Origin of the sequence: Acidiphilium sp. AL (assembly GCF_025499445.1) — a bacterium.
GTDB lineage: Bacteria > Pseudomonadota > Alphaproteobacteria > Acetobacterales > Acetobacteraceae > Acidiphilium > Acidiphilium iwatense.
Window position 1 is genome coordinate 20123 of record NZ_JAIMBZ010000031.1, and the last position, 17443, is coordinate 37565.

19 protein-coding genes are annotated in these 17443 nt (G+C 64.0%); 10 read left to right on the top strand and 9 right to left on the bottom strand.

Annotation, left to right across the window (positions count from 1 at the left end; translation table 11 throughout):
* The 4 genes from AiwAL_RS14900 (at position 1) to AiwAL_RS14915 (ending at position 3392) form a co-directional block, all read left to right on the top strand.
* Entirely contained in the window at positions 1-396 is a 396-nt protein-coding gene (locus AiwAL_RS14900; protein ID WP_235706017.1) for a DUF779 domain-containing protein, read from the top strand.
* Positions 397-468: 72 nt separating this feature from the next.
* A complete protein-coding gene (locus AiwAL_RS14905; RefSeq protein WP_235706018.1) occupies positions 469-2184 on the top strand; it encodes a methanol/ethanol family PQQ-dependent dehydrogenase in 1716 nt (571 codons plus the stop codon).
* Positions 2177-2956 carry a hypothetical protein gene (locus AiwAL_RS14910; protein ID WP_235706019.1) on the top strand — a complete coding sequence of 260 codons (780 nt, stop codon included), beginning with the start codon at positions 2177-2179 and terminating at the stop codon, positions 2954-2956. The genes AiwAL_RS14905 and AiwAL_RS14910 overlap by 8 nt, the downstream gene beginning before the upstream one ends.
* 25 nt (positions 2957-2981) lie before the next feature.
* On the top strand, positions 2982-3392 hold the full coding sequence (locus AiwAL_RS14915; protein ID WP_235706020.1) for a c-type cytochrome: 411 nt from the start codon (positions 2982-2984) through the stop codon (positions 3390-3392).
* Here AiwAL_RS14915 and AiwAL_RS14920 read toward each other — a convergent pair.
* The 4 genes from AiwAL_RS14920 to ruvX all read right to left on the bottom strand — a co-directional run bounded on the left by AiwAL_RS14920 (position 3385) and on the right by ruvX (position 6331).
* Positions 3385-3840 carry a lysozyme gene (locus AiwAL_RS14920; protein WP_262312948.1) on the bottom strand — a complete coding sequence of 152 codons (456 nt, stop codon included), beginning with the start codon at positions 3838-3840 and terminating at the stop codon, positions 3385-3387. The two genes, AiwAL_RS14915 and AiwAL_RS14920, sit on opposite strands and share 8 nt — an antisense overlap.
* Positions 3840-5468, bottom strand: a complete 1629-nt coding sequence (locus AiwAL_RS14925; protein ID WP_235705950.1) for a long-chain fatty acid--CoA ligase — start codon at positions 5466-5468, stop codon at positions 3840-3842. Before AiwAL_RS14925 ends, AiwAL_RS14920 begins: the two co-directional genes overlap by 1 nt.
* A 69-nt stretch (positions 5469-5537) precedes the next feature.
* Positions 5538-5867, bottom strand: a complete 330-nt coding sequence (locus AiwAL_RS14930; RefSeq protein WP_235705949.1) for a hypothetical protein — start codon at positions 5865-5867, stop codon at positions 5538-5540.
* Positions 5864-6331, bottom strand: a complete 468-nt coding sequence (ruvX, locus tag AiwAL_RS14935; RefSeq protein ID WP_235705948.1) for a Holliday junction resolvase RuvX — start codon at positions 6329-6331, stop codon at positions 5864-5866. The genes AiwAL_RS14930 and ruvX overlap by 4 nt, the downstream gene beginning before the upstream one ends.
* A gap of 47 nt (positions 6332-6378) precedes the next feature.
* On the opposite strand from ruvX, the gene gatC reads away from it, so the two are divergent.
* The 4 genes from gatC (at position 6379) to AiwAL_RS14955 (ending at position 10298) form a co-directional block, all read left to right on the top strand.
* The gene (gene gatC, locus AiwAL_RS14940; RefSeq protein ID WP_235705947.1) at positions 6379-6666 is read left to right on the top strand and encodes an Asp-tRNA(Asn)/Glu-tRNA(Gln) amidotransferase subunit GatC; all 288 of its coding nucleotides are present in this window, start codon (positions 6379-6381) and stop codon (positions 6664-6666) included.
* Complete coding sequence (gatA, locus tag AiwAL_RS14945) at positions 6663-8144, top strand: Asp-tRNA(Asn)/Glu-tRNA(Gln) amidotransferase subunit GatA (protein ID WP_235705946.1); 1482 nt, start codon at positions 6663-6665, stop codon at positions 8142-8144. Before gatC ends, gatA begins: the two co-directional genes overlap by 4 nt.
* Positions 8141-9592, top strand: coding sequence for an Asp-tRNA(Asn)/Glu-tRNA(Gln) amidotransferase subunit GatB (gene gatB, locus AiwAL_RS14950; protein WP_235705945.1), 1452 nt, complete (start codon positions 8141-8143; stop codon positions 9590-9592). Before gatA ends, gatB begins: the two co-directional genes overlap by 4 nt.
* A gap of 64 nt (positions 9593-9656) precedes the next feature.
* Positions 9657-10298: an SCO family protein gene (locus AiwAL_RS14955; protein WP_262312949.1), complete on the top strand. Its 642-nt coding sequence runs from the start codon at positions 9657-9659 to the stop codon at positions 10296-10298.
* Here the strand turns inward: AiwAL_RS14955 and AiwAL_RS14960 are convergent.
* Positions 10277-10588, bottom strand: coding sequence for a cytochrome c (locus AiwAL_RS14960; RefSeq protein ID WP_262312950.1), 312 nt, complete (start codon positions 10586-10588; stop codon positions 10277-10279). The genes AiwAL_RS14955 and AiwAL_RS14960 overlap by 22 nt on opposite strands.
* Positions 10588-11229, bottom strand: coding sequence for an SCO family protein (locus AiwAL_RS14965; RefSeq protein ID WP_262312951.1), 642 nt, complete (start codon positions 11227-11229; stop codon positions 10588-10590). The genes AiwAL_RS14960 and AiwAL_RS14965 overlap by 1 nt, the downstream gene beginning before the upstream one ends.
* A gap of 122 nt (positions 11230-11351) precedes the next feature.
* On the opposite strand from AiwAL_RS14965, the gene AiwAL_RS14970 reads away from it, so the two are divergent.
* Positions 11352-12875, top strand: a complete 1524-nt coding sequence (locus AiwAL_RS14970; protein WP_235705941.1) for a glycosyltransferase family 39 protein — start codon at positions 11352-11354, stop codon at positions 12873-12875.
* Positions 12876-12894: 19 nt separating this feature from the next.
* Here the strand turns inward: AiwAL_RS14970 and metG are convergent, their stop codons facing one another.
* From metG to tmk, 3 genes are read right to left on the bottom strand one after another with little or no spacing between them, the layout of a single operon-like run.
* Positions 12895-14430, bottom strand: a complete 1536-nt coding sequence (metG, locus tag AiwAL_RS14975) for a methionine--tRNA ligase (protein ID WP_235705940.1) — start codon at positions 14428-14430, stop codon at positions 12895-12897.
* Positions 14427-15398: a DNA polymerase III subunit delta' gene (locus tag AiwAL_RS14980; RefSeq protein ID WP_235705939.1), complete on the bottom strand. Its 972-nt coding sequence runs from the start codon at positions 15396-15398 to the stop codon at positions 14427-14429. The genes metG and AiwAL_RS14980 overlap by 4 nt, the downstream gene beginning before the upstream one ends.
* Complete coding sequence (gene tmk / locus AiwAL_RS14985; RefSeq protein ID WP_235705938.1) at positions 15395-16012, bottom strand: dTMP kinase; 618 nt, start codon at positions 16010-16012, stop codon at positions 15395-15397. The genes AiwAL_RS14980 and tmk overlap by 4 nt, the downstream gene beginning before the upstream one ends.
* A gap of 557 nt (positions 16013-16569) precedes the next feature.
* On the opposite strand from tmk, the gene AiwAL_RS14990 reads away from it, so the two are divergent.
* On the top strand, positions 16570-17121 hold the full coding sequence (locus AiwAL_RS14990) for a hypothetical protein (protein WP_262312952.1): 552 nt from the start codon (positions 16570-16572) through the stop codon (positions 17119-17121).
* Positions 17122-17443 lie beyond the last annotated feature (322 nt).

Genomic DNA, 17443 nt, shown 5'->3' on the forward strand with positions numbered 1-17443 from the left:
ATGGCCGGGTCCGTGCATATTGGCGGCGTTGCGCGCGTCGTTGCCACCAACGCCGCACTTGTCCTGATCGCCGAGTTGCGGGCGAAGCATGGACCCATCCTGTTTCACCAATCCGGCGGCTGCTGCGACGGTTCGTCGGCGATGTGCTATCGGCAGGACGAGTTCCTGACCGGCTCGGACGATGTCCGCCTCGGCGAGATCGGCGGCGCGCCGTTCCATATGAGCCGGCCGCAATTCGACTACTGGCGGCACACGCAGCTCATCATCGATGTGGTGCCCGGCACTGGTGGCATGTTTTCGCTGGAGAACGGCACCGGTCGGCGCTTCCTCACCCGATCGCGTATATTTACCAACGCCGAGGCGACGTCGCTTGAAGCTGCGAGCGTAACATGTTGATTTTTCTTAAGTTTTACTCAAACGTTTTGTGCAACCGTCGATCGGCAAGATCGACTTGAAGGGGAGACTGATATGACGTCCAGAAGGCCAGTCCTGAAGACGTGGCTGTTCGGCAGCACCCTGCTCGCGCTTGCGACGGTGGGCATTGCCGCCGCCCAGCCCGCCTATCCGCCGGTGACCCAGGCGCGGCTCGACAATGCCGGCCATTCGAAGGGTTGGCTGATGTTCAACCGCAGCTACGCGGGTGACGACTATGCGCCTTTTACCCAGATCACGCCGCAGAACGTCGGCACGCTAAAGGAGGTCTGGTCCTCGTCCAAGGTCGATATTCCCAATGGATTCGAGGATATCCCAGTGGTCAACGGCGACTACATGTTCGTCACCACGCCGCTCGACCACATCATGGCGTTCAATGCCAAGACCGGCAAGCTGCTCTGGAAATACGACTATCACGTGCCGAAAGTGGCGCTGAAAACGGTCTGCTGCGACGTCAATAACCGCGGCGTCGCGCTGTACGGCGACATGGTTTTCATGGGCACGCTCGACAACCATGTCCTGGCGTTCGACGCCAAGACCGGCAAACTTCTGTGGAACGTCTCCCTCGAGAAACCGGGCATCGGCTATTCGATCTCAGGCGCGCCGCTCGCCATCGACGGCAAGGTGATCATCGGCTCGGGCGGTGGCGAATACGGCGCGCGCGGCTTCCTCGCCGGGCTCGACGCCAAGACCGGCAAGGTATTGTGGAAGACCTATACCATTCCCTCTCCCTCCGAACCTGGCGGCAAGACCTGGCCGGTGGGCGCCTACAAGCATGGCGGCGGCAGCCCGTGGATGCCCGGAACCTACGCCCCGTCCACCCACGAACTCTACTGGGGCGTCGGCAATCCTGGGCCCTGGCTTGCCACGATGCGGCCGGGCCACAACCTCTATTCGGATTCGGTGATCGCGATGGACCCGGATACCGGCAAGATCAAATGGCACTACCAGTATACCCGCAACGACACCTGGGATTACGACGGGGTCAACACGCCGCAGCTGATCAATCTGAAATATGACGGCAAGACCTACAAGGCGATCGTCGAGGCGAACCGCAACGGCTATTTCTACGCGATCAACCGCGAGGACGGCCATCTGATCTACGCCAAGCCGTTCGTGCATGACCTGTCGATTCTCGGCATCGACAAGACCGGCCATGCGATCAACAATCCCAAGGTCCGGCCGGCACTCGACAAGCAGATCTTTACCTGCCCGAGTTTTCTCGGCGGCAAGAACTGGTGGCCGGGCGCGGTCGATCCCAAGACCAACATGGCCTATGAACCGACCCTGCACGCCTGCATGACGATGAAGGGCGTGCCGGTCAGCTACGCGGCCGGGCTGCCCTATCTGGGCGAAACCTTCCAGATGAAGCCCGACCCGGCCTCGCCGAACGAACTCGGCTCGATCCAGGCGATCGATCTGTCCACCGGCAAGCAGGTCTGGCAGCGCAAGACCAAGGAGCCATGGGATGGCGGCGCGATGGCGACCGCGGGCGGCCTGGTGTTCAGCGGCACCACCAACGGCAAGCTCTATGCCTTCGACGCCAAGACCGGCAAGATCTTGTGGACAAGCCCCGATCTCGGTTCCGGCATCATCGCTACGCCGATATCCTACGAGATCGACGGCAGGCAGTATGTCGCCATCTGGACCGGCTGGGGCGGCGTATGGCCGCTATGGTCCGGCAAGCTCGGCACGTCGCTGGCCAATACCCCGCGCGGCGGACAGCTGCACGTGTTCGCGCTCAATGGCTGATTTTCCCTTCACCTCCCGGCCGCGCAAGCGGCCGGGGCATTTTTTTGTCGCCCTCACCCTGACCCTGGCCGCGTTCACCGCGCCGGCAGCCGCTGCGCGCCTGAGTTTCTGCCTTGACAAGGCCAATCCGCTCTTCCCGATCGACCGCGCGGTCGCAACGGCAGTCGCCCAAGCCGATCATGCGGCGCCGCGTTTCGTCGTGATCGACACGCGCGACGGTTCTGACACGCTCGATGCCCGGAAACCGGCTTTCTTCGCCAAGCTTGCGACGCGCTGCGATCTGGTGATGGGCTTCCCGGTCGAAGCCGGCGATCCGACGTTGCCCAGGGGCGTGAAAGCGACCCTGGCCTATGCCGCGACCGGCTTCGTTCTGGCCAATATCGGCACGAAAGCGCTGTCCTTTGCCGGCCTGCCCGCGAAGACCAGGGTGGGCGTCGCCTACCTTACCGTGCCAACGACCTATTTCGGCACCGGCCATGGCGCCGCCCTGACCGAATACCAGTATTCCAGCCCGGCATCGCTGTATCGCGCGCTGGCGTCGCACAAGATCAACGCCGCCCTGATCTGGCAGCCCTGGCTGGAACGCCATCTCGCGGCCGCGTCGGCGAAAATCGCCCAGCACCAGCCTAACCTGCCGCACGCACGCTGGGATATCGTCGCTCTCTACCGCTCGGCGGCTTCGGCCGAAGCCGTGCGATTCAACTCGGCGATCGGCCGTCTCGGTCCCCGTCATCTTGCCGCCCTGATTGCCCCGTATCGACTTCCGCAATGACCGAAGCCCAGCAAGGATATCCGCCATGAAGCAATTCGCCGCCCCCGCGATTGTCGTCGCGACGCTCGCTTTGTTCGCCACGGCACATGCCGCTGCGCCGCCGGCGCTCTACACCCAAGCTCAGGCGACGTCGGGCCGCGCCGATTTCGAGACGCATTGCTCGATGTGCCACGGCAAGAATCTGCAAGGCATTTCCGGCCCGGCCCTGGTCGGGCAGAATTTTGCCGGCCCGTCCAACAATTACACGGTGGCGGCGATTTTCGACGAGCTCTCTCAGCAGATGCCCGCCGGCGCTCCCGGTAGTCTGACCAAAGCGCAATACACTGATATCATGGCGTTCATTCTGTCTAAGAACGGCTATCCGGCCGGCAAGACGGCGCTGACCTATGACGGTGCGCAGAGCTCGACCGTGAAACTGGTTTCGCGCGTCAAATAGGTGCGGCGAACAGCGCTGCCTCCGCCTCGCGTCGGCGCAACAGGCCGGGTAGCACGCGTCCATCCGCATGGTCCCACAGGGTGAATTGTCGGACCGCCCTGGCGAAATCTCCGGCATTGAGCAAGCGCAGCAGGGTCGAGGCGCGGAAATTGCCGGCACCGAGATTGTAGACGAAATCGATCAGCGCGGCCTGCTGGTTCGGGTTGAGCGGCACAGTGACTTGGCTCGTCACATCATCGAATGCCGACGTCAGGTCGCGCTCGACCAGAGCTAGCGCCTGCGCGCGGGTGATCGGCGGCGTGGTGGCGCAGACCGGCGCGTCGAAGGCATCGCGCGTCGAGCCGAAACCGATGGTCCAGACGCCGACTGGATCTTGATAAGGCGTCGCGCTGAAGCCCTCGAAGGGCTGGACCAATTTCACCGTCGCGATCGAAACGGCAGTCTCCATCAGACCACGTCCTCCGCCCGGATGAAATAGTCTCCGAAGCGTGACCGCAGAGCCGTTTTGAGCAGCTTGCCGGTGGCGCCATGGGGCAATTCGTCGATAAAGATCACATCGTCCGGCACCGACCAGCGCGGGACCTTGTCCTCGTAGAAGGCCAGCAGCTCGGCCTTGGTCAACGATGCACCCGGCCGCAATGCGACGATCAGCAGCGGCCGCTCGCCCCATTTGCGATGCTTCGCTGCGATCGCCGCCGCCTCGGCCACTGCAGGGTGCGCGACGGCGATGTTTTCCAGGGCGATCGAGCTGATCCATTCGCCGCCCGATTTGATCAGATCCTTGGTTCGGTCGGTGAGGTAGACGAAACCGTCAGGATCGATGGTGCCGACATCGCCGGTCGGAAACCAGCCATCCGCAGTGGTGCCTTTAGGCATTCGGTAGTAGCCGGTCGCAACCCAATGGCCACGCAGCTCGATATTGCCCTGGGTCTTGCCGTTCCATGGCACCTCGGTCGCTTTTTCATCCCGCGCGCGCAGTTCGACGCCGAAGATCGTCCTGCCCTGGCTCAGGCGCTGGTTTGCCGCGGCATCCGCGTCGACGCCCGCCACCGGTGCTGCCAGAGTGGCGAGCGGGCTGCTCTCGGTCATGCCCCAGGCGTGGCGGATTTCGACGCCGAGTGCATCGAACTGCTCGAACAAGGCAGGTGGGCAGGCCGAGCCGCCGATTACCAGGCGTTGCAGACTCGGCAATCGTTGGCCGGTTTCGCGCAGATGGTCGAGCACGCCGAGCCAGACCGTCGGCACGCCGGCCGAGATGGTCACATGCTCATCCGCGATCAGGCCGGCGAGGCTTGCGCCGTCGAGAAACCGTCCAGGCATGATCAGCGAGGCGCCGCACGCCGCCGCCGCATAAGGCAGGGACCAGGCATTCACGTGGAACATCGGCACCACCGGCATCAGCCGGTCGGCCGCGCGCAAGCCGCACGCATCCGCGGCGTTGACCGCCATCGCCAGCAGCACGGTCGAGCGATGGCTATAGAGCACGCCCTTCGGCTTGCCGGTTGTGCCCGAGGTGTAACAAAGGCCGCTCGCCGTGGTTTCCTCGAAGCGCGGCCACTCGTAATCGCCGTCTTCAGCGGCGATCAGCGTCTCGTAGGCAGATACCGAGATGCTCGCGGGGAGCGTGCAATCCTGGATGTCGCCAGAATCGTTCAGAAACACGATGTGGCGCGGTCTCGCGGCCAGCTTCGGCACGACGGCGGCGAGGATCGGCGCGAAATCGACATCGGCGAAAATCACCCGATCCTCGGCATGATCGGCGATATAGGCGATATCGTCGTGCGCGAGGCGCGGATTGATCGTGTTGATCACCGCCCCAATGCCGGAGATCGCGAAATAGAGCTCGACATGCCGGTGGCTGTTCCACGCGAGCGTCGCCACCCGGTCGCCCGGTGCGATCCCGAGCCGGATCAGCGCCTGGGCGAGGCGCCGGGCGCGGCGTTCGGTTTCGGGGTAGGTCTGCCGATGGACGCCGTCGGGGCGGCGCGAGACGATTTCACTTCGCGGATGATATCGGGCGGCGTGGCGCAGCAAATCGGAAATCATCATGGGTTCGTGCTGCATCAGCCCGTGCATCGGCGTCTCCTCGTGCTTTACGCGAAACTGCCACAGAGCGCGGGGGGTGGGCTACCGAAATCGCAACATTCAGCGCCAGACGGCGAGGATCAGTCCGCCAGCGCAGATCAGCGAGCCGCCGACAAGGATCGGCGCGCCGGGGCGGAGGCCGAAGCCGAGAAAATTGACGATCTGCGCCATGATGAAGAACAATACCACATAGACGCCAAGTACGCGGCCAAAATCCCACGGACCGAGATTGACGAAGATGCCGTAAGCGGCGAGCACGGCGGTGCCGGCGATCAGCCAGGTGACCCGCGATGCGCCGGAATCATGCAGGCCGGCGCGCATCAGCGCATCGCCGCCGACTTCCAGCGCCGCCGCGAGAACCAGAAGCAGCAGGATCGCGAGCGGTTTCATCCCGCTTCGTTCAGCAGGTCGAGCGCCGATTGCAGCATATAGGCTGCCGCCGCCGCATCGACGCGCGCGGCACGCTTGGCGCGCGACAGATCGGACTCGATCATAGCCCGGTTCACGGCCGCCGAGGACAGGCGTTCATCCATCATCGCCACCGCCAGCCCGGTTGCCGCGGCGATCGCGTGAGCCCAGTCCCGCGCCGCCTGCGCCGCCGGACCGAGCGAGCCATCCATCGAGAGCGGCAGGCCGATAACGATGCCGCCTGCCCCTTCCTTGGCGGCAATGTCGCGAATCGTCTGCGCCATTTCCGCAAGCTTGCCGCGCTTCATGGCGCCATAGGGGGAAGCCAAGCGGCGGCTCACGTCGGACAGAGCGATGCCAATGATGCGCGAGCCGGGATCGAGGCCGATGAGACGAGAATTGCGGGGCAACGTAGCTACCAGGCCGGTCAGGTTGAACAGTGTCATGGTGGCGTTTATGGTCCGGTCCGCACTGAAACCCAAGGGATCAATCCATGTCGCTCGACCCCGCGATGGTTCGCCGCATCGCGAAACTCGCCCGCATCCGCCTCGCCGATGACGAGGTGCCGCGCCTGCAAGGCGAACTCAACGCCATTCTCGGCTATGTGGAACAGCTTGCCGCCGTCGATGTCGACGGCGTGGCGCCGCTGACCGGCGGGGCGCAGATGACCATGCGGATGCGCGAAGACCGGGTGACCGACGGCGGCATCCCCGATCACGTGCTGGCGAATGCACCGGACCGGATCGGCGATTTCTTCGCGGTGCCGAAGGTGGTGGAATGACCATGCTCGATTTGACCATCGCCGAGGCGCTGGACGCGCTGGCGGCAAAACGCATCTCGGCGGTCGAACTGACCGAGGCGCATATCGGTGCGGTCGAGGCGCTCAATCCGCGGCTGAACGCCTTCATCACCACCACGCCCGACATCGCGCGCGACCGGGCGAAAGCGGCGGACGCGGCGCGTGCTGCTGGCAATGCCCCTGCCCTTGCAGGGATTCCACTCGCGATCAAGGATTTGTTCTGCACCGAGGGTGTGCGGACAACCGCGGCCTCGAAGATTCTGGCGCCGTTCATCCCGCCCTATGAGAGCACCGTGACCGCGCGGCTCAAGGCCGCTGGGAGCGTGATGCTCGGCAAGGCGAACCTCGACGAATTCGCGATGGGATCGTCGAACATCACCTCCGGATTCGGCCCGGTGGAGAATCCGTGGCAGCGGGCGGATGGCGCGAAGCTGGTTCCCGGCGGATCGTCCGGCGGTTCGGCATCGGCGGTTGCAGCACGGATCGCGCTGGGTGCGACCGGAACCGATACAGGCGGTTCGATCCGCCAGCCCGCTTCGTTCTGCGGCATCGCCGGAATCAAGCCGACCTATGGCCGCTGCTCGCGCTTCGGTATCGTCGCGTTTGCCTCCTCGCTCGATCAAGCCGGATCGATGGCGCGCACCGTCGAGGATTGCGCGATATTACTTGGCGCGATGAGCGGATTCGATGAAAAGGACAGCACATCGGCCGATCGCCCGGTGCCCGATTTCCGTGCCGCCTGCGCGCGTGGGGTGAAGGGGCTGCGGATCGGCATTCCTGCCGAATATCGCGTCGACGGCATGGCGCCGGAGATCGAAAAACTCTGGCAATCCGGCATCGACTGGCTGAAGCGCGCGGGGGCGGACATCATCGATGTGTCGCTGCCGCACACGCAATACGGGCTGCCGGTCTACTACATCGTCGCACCTGCCGAAGCGTCATCGAACCTTGCGCGGTATGACGGGGTGAGGTTCGGTGCCAGGGTCGACGGCGAGGATCTGATCGATTTGTACGAGCGCACCCGCGCCGCCGGATTCGGCGCCGAGGTGAAGCGCCGGGTCATGATCGGCACCTATGTGCTGTCGGCCGGGTATTACGACGCGTATTATCTGCGGGCGCAGAAGGTGCGCGCCCTGATTCTGCGCGATTTTACCGAGGCTTTCGCGAAGATCGATGCGCTGCTGACGCCCACCGCGCCCTCGGCCGCCTTCGCGATCGGCGAGAAAATGGACGATCCGGTGACGATGTATCTGAACGACGTGTTCACGGTTCCCGCCTCGCTCGCGGGGGTTCCCGCGATGAGCATCCCCGCTGGGCAGGATGCGCGCGGGCTGCCGCTCGGGTTGCAGGTGATTGGCCGACACTTCGATGAGGAGACGGTATTTGCCGTGTCCTCGGCGATCGAACGCGCGGCGGGGTTCACCGCCCTGCCCGGCTTGCGCGCGGGAGCGACGCCATGAGCTACACGATCGGGGGCGAAACCGGCCCATGGGAGCTGGTGATCGGGCTTGAGGTTCATGCCCAGATCATATCGAAATCAAAACTGTTCAGCGGTGCTGCAACCGAATTCGGTGCGGAGCCGAACAGCCAGGTCAGTTTCATCGACGCGGGATTTCCCGGCATGTTGCCGGTGATCAACCGCGAATGCGTGGCGCAGGCGGTGCGAACCGGGCTTGGGCTGGACGCACGGATCAATCTAATTTCGCGGTTCGACCGGAAGAATTATTTTTATGCCGATTTGCCGCAAGGCTATCAGATCAGCCAGTACGATCAGCCGATCGTCGGGGCCGGCACCGTCGAGATCGAGCTGGAATCGGGCGAGACGCGCAGCATCGGCATCACGAGGTTGCATCTCGAACAGGATGCCGGCAAGTCGATGCACGATCAGCATGCGAGCAAATCCTTCGTCGATTTGAACCGCTCGGGCGTCGCACTGATGGAAATCGTCAGTGAGCCGGATATGCGCAACCCGGAGGAAGCTGGCGCGTATCTGCGCAAGCTGCGCACCATTCTGCGCTATCTCGGCACTTGCGACGGCAATATGGACGAAGGTTCGATGCGTGCGGATGTCAACGTGTCGGTGCGCAAACCGGGCGAGGCATTTCGCACCCGTTGCGAGGTGAAGAACGTCAATTCGATCCGCTTCGTGATGCAGGCGGTGGAGACCGAGGCGCGAAGGCAGATCGAGGTTTGGGAATCGGGCGGCGTGGTCGAACAGGAAACCCGCCTGTTCGACCCGGCGCGAGGCGTGACCCGTTCGATGCGCAGCAAGGAAGATGCGCATGACTACCGCTATTTCCCCGAACCGGATTTGCTGCCGCTGGTGCTCGACGAGACTTGGGTTGCGGCGCTGAAGAACGACCTGCCTGAATTGCCGGATGCGAAACGGGCGCGGCTGGTGCGCGATTTTGGAATTTCCGCCTATGAATCGGCGATCTTCGTCATGGAGCGGGCCACCGCGGATTTTTTCGAAACCGTGGCGAAAGGGCGCGATGCGAAGCTCGTGGCGAACTGGATGCTCGGCGATTTTTTCGCCGCACTCAATCGTACCGGACGCAACATCGAGGATAGCCCTGTCAGTGCCAAAAACCTTGGTGCCCTGCTCGACTTGATCAGCGATGCGACGATCAACGGCAAGATCGCCAAGGAGGTGTTCGAGATCATGGTCGAGACCGGCGATACGCCGGGTGCGATCATCGAAGCGCGCGGGCTCCGGCAGGTGACCGATACCGGCGCGATCGACACCGCGATCGATCGGGTGCTCGCCGCCAATGCCGACAAGGTGGCCGAGTATAAATCGGGCAAGGAGAAATTGTTCGGCTTCTTCGTCGGGCAGGTGATGAAGGCGATGGCGGGCAAGGGCAATCCGGCTTTGGTGAACGAGGCGCTGAAGACGAAATTGGGTTGATGAGCGCCACGTATGAACGCCTATCTCGGTCATTGAGGTCGGCGCGGGTATCGATCGGGATGCGATGATGGTTCGCAGGCTTCGCCTCGGCGGTCTTGCTGTTCTGCTCCTGCTCGCCGCAATCGGTCCGGCCGCGGCGCGAAGCCGCCCTCTCGCCTCGGTGGATCGGCCGATCGCGGGCCTGGTGCCGCCGCTGAGCTTGCGCATGAAAGATGTGGAGACCGGCAAGACCGTCACCGCTGCCGATTTCAGGGGCAAAGTGGTGATGCTGTTTTTCGGCTATACCAATTGCGGTGACGAGTGCCCGTTCACCCAGTACCGGGTCGAACAGGTGTTCAAGACGCTGGGTCCGCTCGCTTCACATGTCGTATTTTTGTTCGTCACCGTCGATCCCTACCGGGATACGCCGCAGGTTCTGCGCTATTATATTGGGTTGTTCGGCCCGCATATGGTCGGGCTGCGTGGCACGCCCAACCAATTGTTTCGACTCGCGAGGCGTTATCGCGTGGTGTTTTCGGTGCAGCGCTCGAAAAACCCGGCGCACTACACCGTAACTCATTCCGCCGCGATCTATGTGTTCGGCGCGCATGGCGACGCGCGGTTCATGATTACCAAACTCGGGGTGGCGTTAAAGCCGGATATTGCCGGAATCGCGCACGATCTTCGGACATTGATCCGGCATACTCAGCGCAGCGTTGCGAGATAGGCGGCGATGGCGCGGCGTTCAGCTGGCGTCATCGAGCGGGCAATGTCGTGCATCGCGTAATTGCCGCGGGATGCGTCGCCCGCGATACGGCGCAGCGAGGCACGGGTTTGAGATGCGGGATTGCCGATGAGCCGCCCTGCCCCGGTCGCCGCATTGCCTTTGAGATCGGCGCCATGACAGGCTGCGCAAGGCAGAATGCCATGGCTGTTGCCATGAGCGACGAGGCTTGCGCCATCCGATGCGGCGGCACCGAGCAGCGCCGCAAGCACGAAAAGACCGGCAGCGCACATCAGCCGATCAATTTGCGGATCAGCGCTGCATCCTTGCCAAGATCGGGATGCGAGCCGGGTAGTGCGGTCAGCACGGCGACGGCCTTGCCGTCGGGCGCGAACAGATAGGTGGCGTCGCTATGGCCGATGGCGGAGACTGGATCGGGCGAATCGGGCCCGGCCGGCGCCTTGTAGAATACGCCGTAGCGCTTTGCCGCCGCCTCGAGTTCGGCGGGTGTGCCGCGCAGGCCGGTGAAGACCGGAGGGGTGCCGAATTTCGCCATGAAGCTTTTGAGGCGCGCCGGGGTGTCGTAATCGAGATCGACGGTGACGAACGCGATGCGCAGCTTCCGGCCATCGACGCCGAGCATCCGAACCAGCCGCGCCGCATTCTGCATGGTGAGCGGGCAGGTATCCGGGCAGCGGGTGAAACCGAAATAGAGGATCACCGGATGGCCGCGAAACGCCGCTTCGGTGACGATCTTGCCGGTTTCGACATTCTCCATGCGGAAGGCCAGCGGTTTCATATGACCGTCGAGTTCGACATAGGCGGGCGGTGCCGGTTCGGTCGCCAGGGCGTTCGGGACGAGCGCAGCGGCGCAGACCATGCTGCCAAGGCCGGAAAGCAGGGCGCGGCGCCCCGGATTGAAGGCGATGCTCATAATGCGGAACTCCTGTCGACCGCCTTGATACGATGGACTGTCCGTTGCTCCAAGTCATCGTCGCGTGAAACGACGGTCGTCCGGCTTGACCGCACGCCGCCCGTCGCTCATGCCGCTCGGCCATGAAATCCGCCTCGCCCGCACGCCAAGCTGCCGTCGTCATCCTGCTCGCGACCGTCATTCGCCTGATCCTTGCCGGAGGCATGGGACTCGGCATCGACGAAAGCTACATGGTTTCGGCGTCGCATGCATTTCAGTTGTCCTATTTCGACCATCCGCCGATTTCCTGGTGGATGGAACTGGCGATCCAGCGGGTGACCGGGCTGCATGGCCCGCTGATCGTGCGCCTGCCCTTCATTATGTTGTTCGCGGGCACCAGCGCGCTGATGTACGGTTTCGCCAGCCGGCTGTTCGGCGCCCGCGCGGCGCTCTGGGCGGTGATCGGGCTGAACATCTCGCCGGTCTTTTCGGTCGCTTTCGGCACCTGGGTGCTGCCGGACGGACCGCTCGATTTTTTCCTAGTTGCCGCGGCATGGGCGCTGTCCCGTGCGGTGGGTGTCGCCCGACCTGAACTCGACGCCGAGCCCGAACCGGGATTCTGGCCGCTCGCCGGGCTGTTCGCCGGGCTTGCGATGACCTCGAAATACAATGCGGCGCTCAATCTGCTCGGCGCCCTGCTGTTCCTGGCGTTCGATGCGCGCGGCAGGCGAGCTTTGGCCAGCGCCGGTCCGTGGATCGCCTGCCTGATCGCGCTTCTGGTGTTCTCGCCGGTGCTGATCTGGAACGCACTGAACGCCTGGGTGTCATTCGGCTACCAGGGCGCGCGCGCAACCGGCATCGGCATTCACCCGCTGCGGCCCTTCATCGTCTGGGCCGGTGAAGCCTTATTCATCGCGCCTTGGATCTGGGTGCCGATGGCGTGGCTGCTGGTGGAGGGGCTGCGGCACGGTGCTGACCGGCGGGCGCGGTTTCTTGCTCTGCTCGCGATCATTCCGGTTACACTGTTTTCGGTGATCGCGTTCTGGTCGGCGCGCAAAATTCTCTATCATTGGGCGGCTCCCGGCTATCTGATGCTGTTTCCCTTGCTGGGCGACTGGGTGGCGCGGCTTGGCAATGCCGCGCGGCGCTGGGTTGGCGCGGTTACGGCCGGCACCGCCGGGCTGCTGACGGTCGCGACGCTGTTCATCGCGGCGGAGCTGAGTTTTGGGATCGTGCCGGGGTTCAACGCGCTGTTTCCACCGGGCCACTCGCCCGAATTGCAGGCGGTCGACTGGCGCAGCTTCCGCGAAACCCTCGCCCGGCGCGGCGATCTCGACTGGCCTGACCTCGCGATCGCCGCCTTACGCTGGTATGATGCCGGCAAGATCGCCTATGCGATCGGTCCCGGCGTTCCAGTTGCGGTGTTCGAGGGCGACCCGCATGAATTCGGCATCACCACGCCGCCGCAATCGCTGATCGGCGAAAATGTCCTGATCGCGGCGATGCCCGGTTCGGAAGCGGCGATCATGCGGCGCTACGCGCCGCGGTTCCGGTCGATCACGGTGGCGAAACCGATCGACATTACGCATCATGGCCGGGTGTTATTGAAAATCCCGATGCTGCTCGGTCACGATCTGCGCTCCTGGCCGGCGGCTGCAAGTCGGTGACGGGGCGCGGCTTCGCCGGTCACGCCGTCGGTTCGATGAAGCGGGGAAACAGCCCCACCGGCGCCGGAAGCGCCGCGCCATCGGTGAGCGGCCGGTCGAGCGACGCGAAATCCCGTGCGTCCGGTGCAACGGCGAGCAGGTCGAGCAGGCGCGCCATCGTGTCCGGCATGAAAGGCTGGAGCAGAAGCCCGATCACCCGCAGCGCCTCGCACAGCACGCGCAATACCGCCACCATCCGGGTAGGGTTGGACTTGCGGAGAGTCCAGGGCGCCTCACGATCGATATAGGCGTTGGACGCGCGCACCAGTTTCCAGATCTCTTCCAGCGCCTCCTGAAAGGCCAGCCGGTCGATCGCGCCGCGCACCCGATCGGGCAGCGCCTCGGCGATCGCACGGAGCGAAACATCCGCCTCGGTGGCGACGCCGCGCGCGGGCATCGTCCCGCCCGCGTTTTTCGCGATGAATGACAAAATGCGCTGGGCGAGATTGCCGAGATCGTTGGCAAGTTCGACGTTCAGCCGGCTGATCAGCGCGCGGCGGGAAAAATCGCCGTCATTGCCGAACGGCATCTCGCGGAGCAGGAAAAATCGCAGCGGATCGAGGCCGAATTCATCGATCAGCGGCTGCACCGGCAGGGCGTTATCGAGCGATTTGCTCATTTTTTCGCCCTCCACCGTCCACCAGCCATTGCCGAAAATCCGGCGCGGCAGAGGCAGCCCCGCCGCCATCAGCATGGCGGGCCAGTAGACCGCATGGAACCGGGTGATCTCCTTGCCCACCAGATGCACATCGGCCGGCCAGAACGCCATGCGCGGATCGGTCATGTCGGGATAGCCGAGGGCGGTGAGATAGTTGGTCAGCGCATCGATCCAGACATACATCACATGATCCGGCGCGCCGGGGACCGGAACGCCCCAGGAAAAGCTGGTGCGGCTGATCGAGAGATCGCGCAACCCGCTCCGCACGAAGCTGATCACCTCGTTGCGGCTCGATATCGGCTGGATGAAGCCCGGATGCGCCTCATACAACGCCAGAAGACGATCCTGGAACATGCTGAGTTTGAAGAAAAATGACGGTTCGCGGACCCATTCGACCGGCGCGCCGTAGGGCGAGCGTTTGACCCCGTCGGCGCCGGTGGTCAGCTCATCCTCGCCATAGAAAGCTTCGTCGCGCGTCGCATACCAGCCTTCGTAATGGCCGAGTTCGATCGCGCCGGCCGCGTCCAGCGCCTGCCAGAGCGCCGCGCAACCGCGCTTGTGGCGATCTTCGGTGGTGCGGATGAAATCGTCGTTGGAGAGGTTGATCGTGCGCGCCATGGCGCGGAATTCGGCGGCGTTGCGATCGGCCAGCGCCCGCGGTTCCAGTCCGGCGTCGCGCGCGGCTTTTTCGAGCTTCTGGCCGTGCTCGTCGGTGCCGGTGAGGAAAAAAACCTCATGGCCATCAAGCCGCTTGAACCGCGCCATCACGTCGGCCGCGATGGAACTGTAGGCGTGGCCGATATGGGGCGCGCCGTTTACGTAATAGATCGGCGTGGTGATGTAGAAACGCTTGGTCATGAAACCCGGATCTGGTGCAAAATCGTCAGGATGGCGGCGCGGGGATCGAGGTTGAGCCCATCGACTTCGGCCTCGATCCGCCCAAGCTCCTGCCAGAGTGAGGCGCGCGCATCAAGGGAAGGCTCGGGCGATCCGGCGCGTGCTTCGGCGCGCACTGCGGCGGCGAGTGCGGAACGCAACAGCCCGGTGAAGGTGAGGAACCCATCCTCGGCGCGAGCGACGGCATCGGCGATTGCGGCAGCTCGGCTGGGCGCCACCGCCCCACCCATTGCCTCGTCGACCAGCCCGGCCAGCGCGAGCCCATCCGATTCGGCAAGGGCGAGCGAACGCCCGATCGAACCTTCGGCCAGCGCCGCGAGGCGCGTGCGCCGTTCCGGGGCAATCTCCGGCAGGAGCGCGGCGAGCATGGTTTCGAGGATGGCGGGTTCGAGAGGCCCGAGGTCGAGCCGCCGGCAGCGGCTGCGGATAGTGGGCAGCAGCCGGCCCGGTGCGTGGCAGACCAGAAGCCACATCGCGCGCGGCGGGGGCTCTTCGAGAAGTTTCAATAATGCGTTGGCGGCATTGCGGTTCAGCGCTTCGGCGCCGTCGACGATGACGACGCGCCAGCCGCCCTCACCCGGCGTCAATCGCAGAAAGCGCCCGGCTTCGGCCACCGTGTCGACCACGATTTCGCCCTGCAGGCGTTTTTTCTTTTCGTCGTAGCGGCGCTCGATGACCAGGAGATCGGCATGCGAGCCGATGGCGACCCGCCGGAACACCGGGTTCGCTGAATCAAGCGCGAGATCGGGGCTGGCGCGGCCGGCGAGCAGCCAGCGGGCGAAACGGTAGGCAAGGGTCGCCTTACCGATGCCGGGCGGCCCGGCGATCAGCCAGGCGTGATGCAGGCGCTGGCCCATGGCGGCGCGGGCGAGTTCGCAGATCGCGCGATCCTGGCCGAGCAGCACGGAATTGGCGCGCGGCGAGATCATTCGAACAGCTTCTGGCGCACGAGGTTAGCGATGACCGCAGCAATCGCGTCGGCCGGACCGGAAGCATCGATCAGGACGCACCGCTCGGGTTCGGCCGTGGCGATCGAACGGAATCCTTCGGCGACCTTGGCGGCGAAACCGGCGTCGAACCGCTCGTAGCGATCGGGCGACGATCCCCGTGCGGCGAGGCGTTCGCGCGCCACCTCGGGCGGAGCGTCAAGGATGATGGTGAGGTCGGGTTTCAGGCCGATGATGCGGGCCAGGACCTTGATCGCGGCGCGATCCACGCCGAGGCCATGCCCCTGATAGGCCATGGTGGAGTCGGTGAAGCGGTCGCACAGCACGACGGCGCAGCGCGTCAGCGCCGGCCGGATCATGCGCCGGACATGATCGGCGCGTACGGCGAACACCAACAGCGTATCGGCGAGCGGATCGAGCGTTGTCGCCGGGTCGAGCAGCAGCGCGCGGATCGCTTCCGCCCCCGGCGTGCCGCCCGGTTCGCGGGTGACGGCGACATCGCGCCCCTGCTCGCGCAGCACGGCGGCGAGCCGGCTGAGCTGCGTCGATTTACCGACCCCCTCGCCGCTTATCTTACCCCCGTGGTTCAGTCTCATACCTGACGGTGAATTGCGCATGTTCCAATGCAATAGCAACCTTAACCCAAAAATGATAATGATCTTGCTGTTGTTGTGAATTGAATAGACTTGACCTGTGGATATCTCTGTGGATATGTTGTGAACAACTTTCGGGCTCTATTGGTAAGTAGGCTAATCCCTTCTGGAAATGAAGGCGGATGCTTGTGCGCCGAAAAGCCAATAGCGAGAGAATGTTAGCGGCGTCCCTTGCTGCCGACGGGGTTTTACCCTGGTTGCGCCAAGCCCTGGGCAATCAGCCCGCTGCTGGATCGCCCCTTCTACTGCCCTTGGTCGTACAACACGTGCCGGGCCTTCGGTTTCTGTTCTCTGACGATGGCACATACCTGGAGGAAGTGAACGCCTGGCAGCTTGCTGTCGCCGGTCGCACTTCCTCCCCGCACACCCGCAGGGCCAGATCGGCTGCACTTGTCGCCATCTTGAAGTGGTTTGAGGCGGCGGACCTGCGCTGGCAAGACTGCACCGAGTTGGCCCACATCAATCTCGTGAGGCAACACTATCGAGGGGCCCCTCCCGCGATGTCCGGGCGACCGCCGGGGAAAACACCGACAGGACCCAAGGTGAGGAAGGAAACCTGGAACCAATGGATGGTGCACTGGTACCAGTTTCTCCGCTACGCGGAACGAAAGGGTTGGATCGACGGCATCGGCTTCGAACTCTGGCAGGCGAAGCAGCGCGGCACATCTGAGCGGTTGATCGCCGCGTTGCGTCCGGAGGAATACCGCGCATTCGCCGGTGCCGCTCGAACCCAGCGCCTACGGGCAGGTTTGGCCACCTTCATTGGCACCGGGATGCGATCTTCCGAAGTCACGGCACTCAGAGACCACGATGTACCCAGCCAGACCGAATTTGCCGGCGTTCTATATCGCCCGTGGATGATTGTCGGAAAGGGGCAGAAATCCCGCGAGGTACTGTGGCCGCTGTCTGCGGCCAAAGCGGTTCACGCCTATCGGCTCGGCGAGCGTCGGCTCGCGATCGAGGCGCTGAAGGAGCGCTTGCGATCCGGCCGCGTGCCGATAGGCCAGACCTTTCTCATCCCGACCGCCAATAGGCACGGGACTGGATTCTAGGATAGCGAAACAGCTCCGCTTTGGTTGACGGAGAGCGGAGAAGAGCTTTCACAGGCACGGTGGGGGCGAGAGTTCCAAAGGCTTTCCGCGGCAACGGGAGTGCGCGCCACACCGCATTGGCTCCGCCACAGCTTCGCGATCGTGACACTGTCGATGCTGATCGAGCAGCAGATCAAGCTCGAGTTAGGGTGTGTCGTCATTTGACCGGGGGGATTCCGGCGCGACCGTTTTCCTGATTCATAGCAGATCAGCATTCCGAAAGGCTGATCGATGGGGCGTTATGGGCTGAGGGCTGACCAATGGGAGCGGATTGCGCATCTTT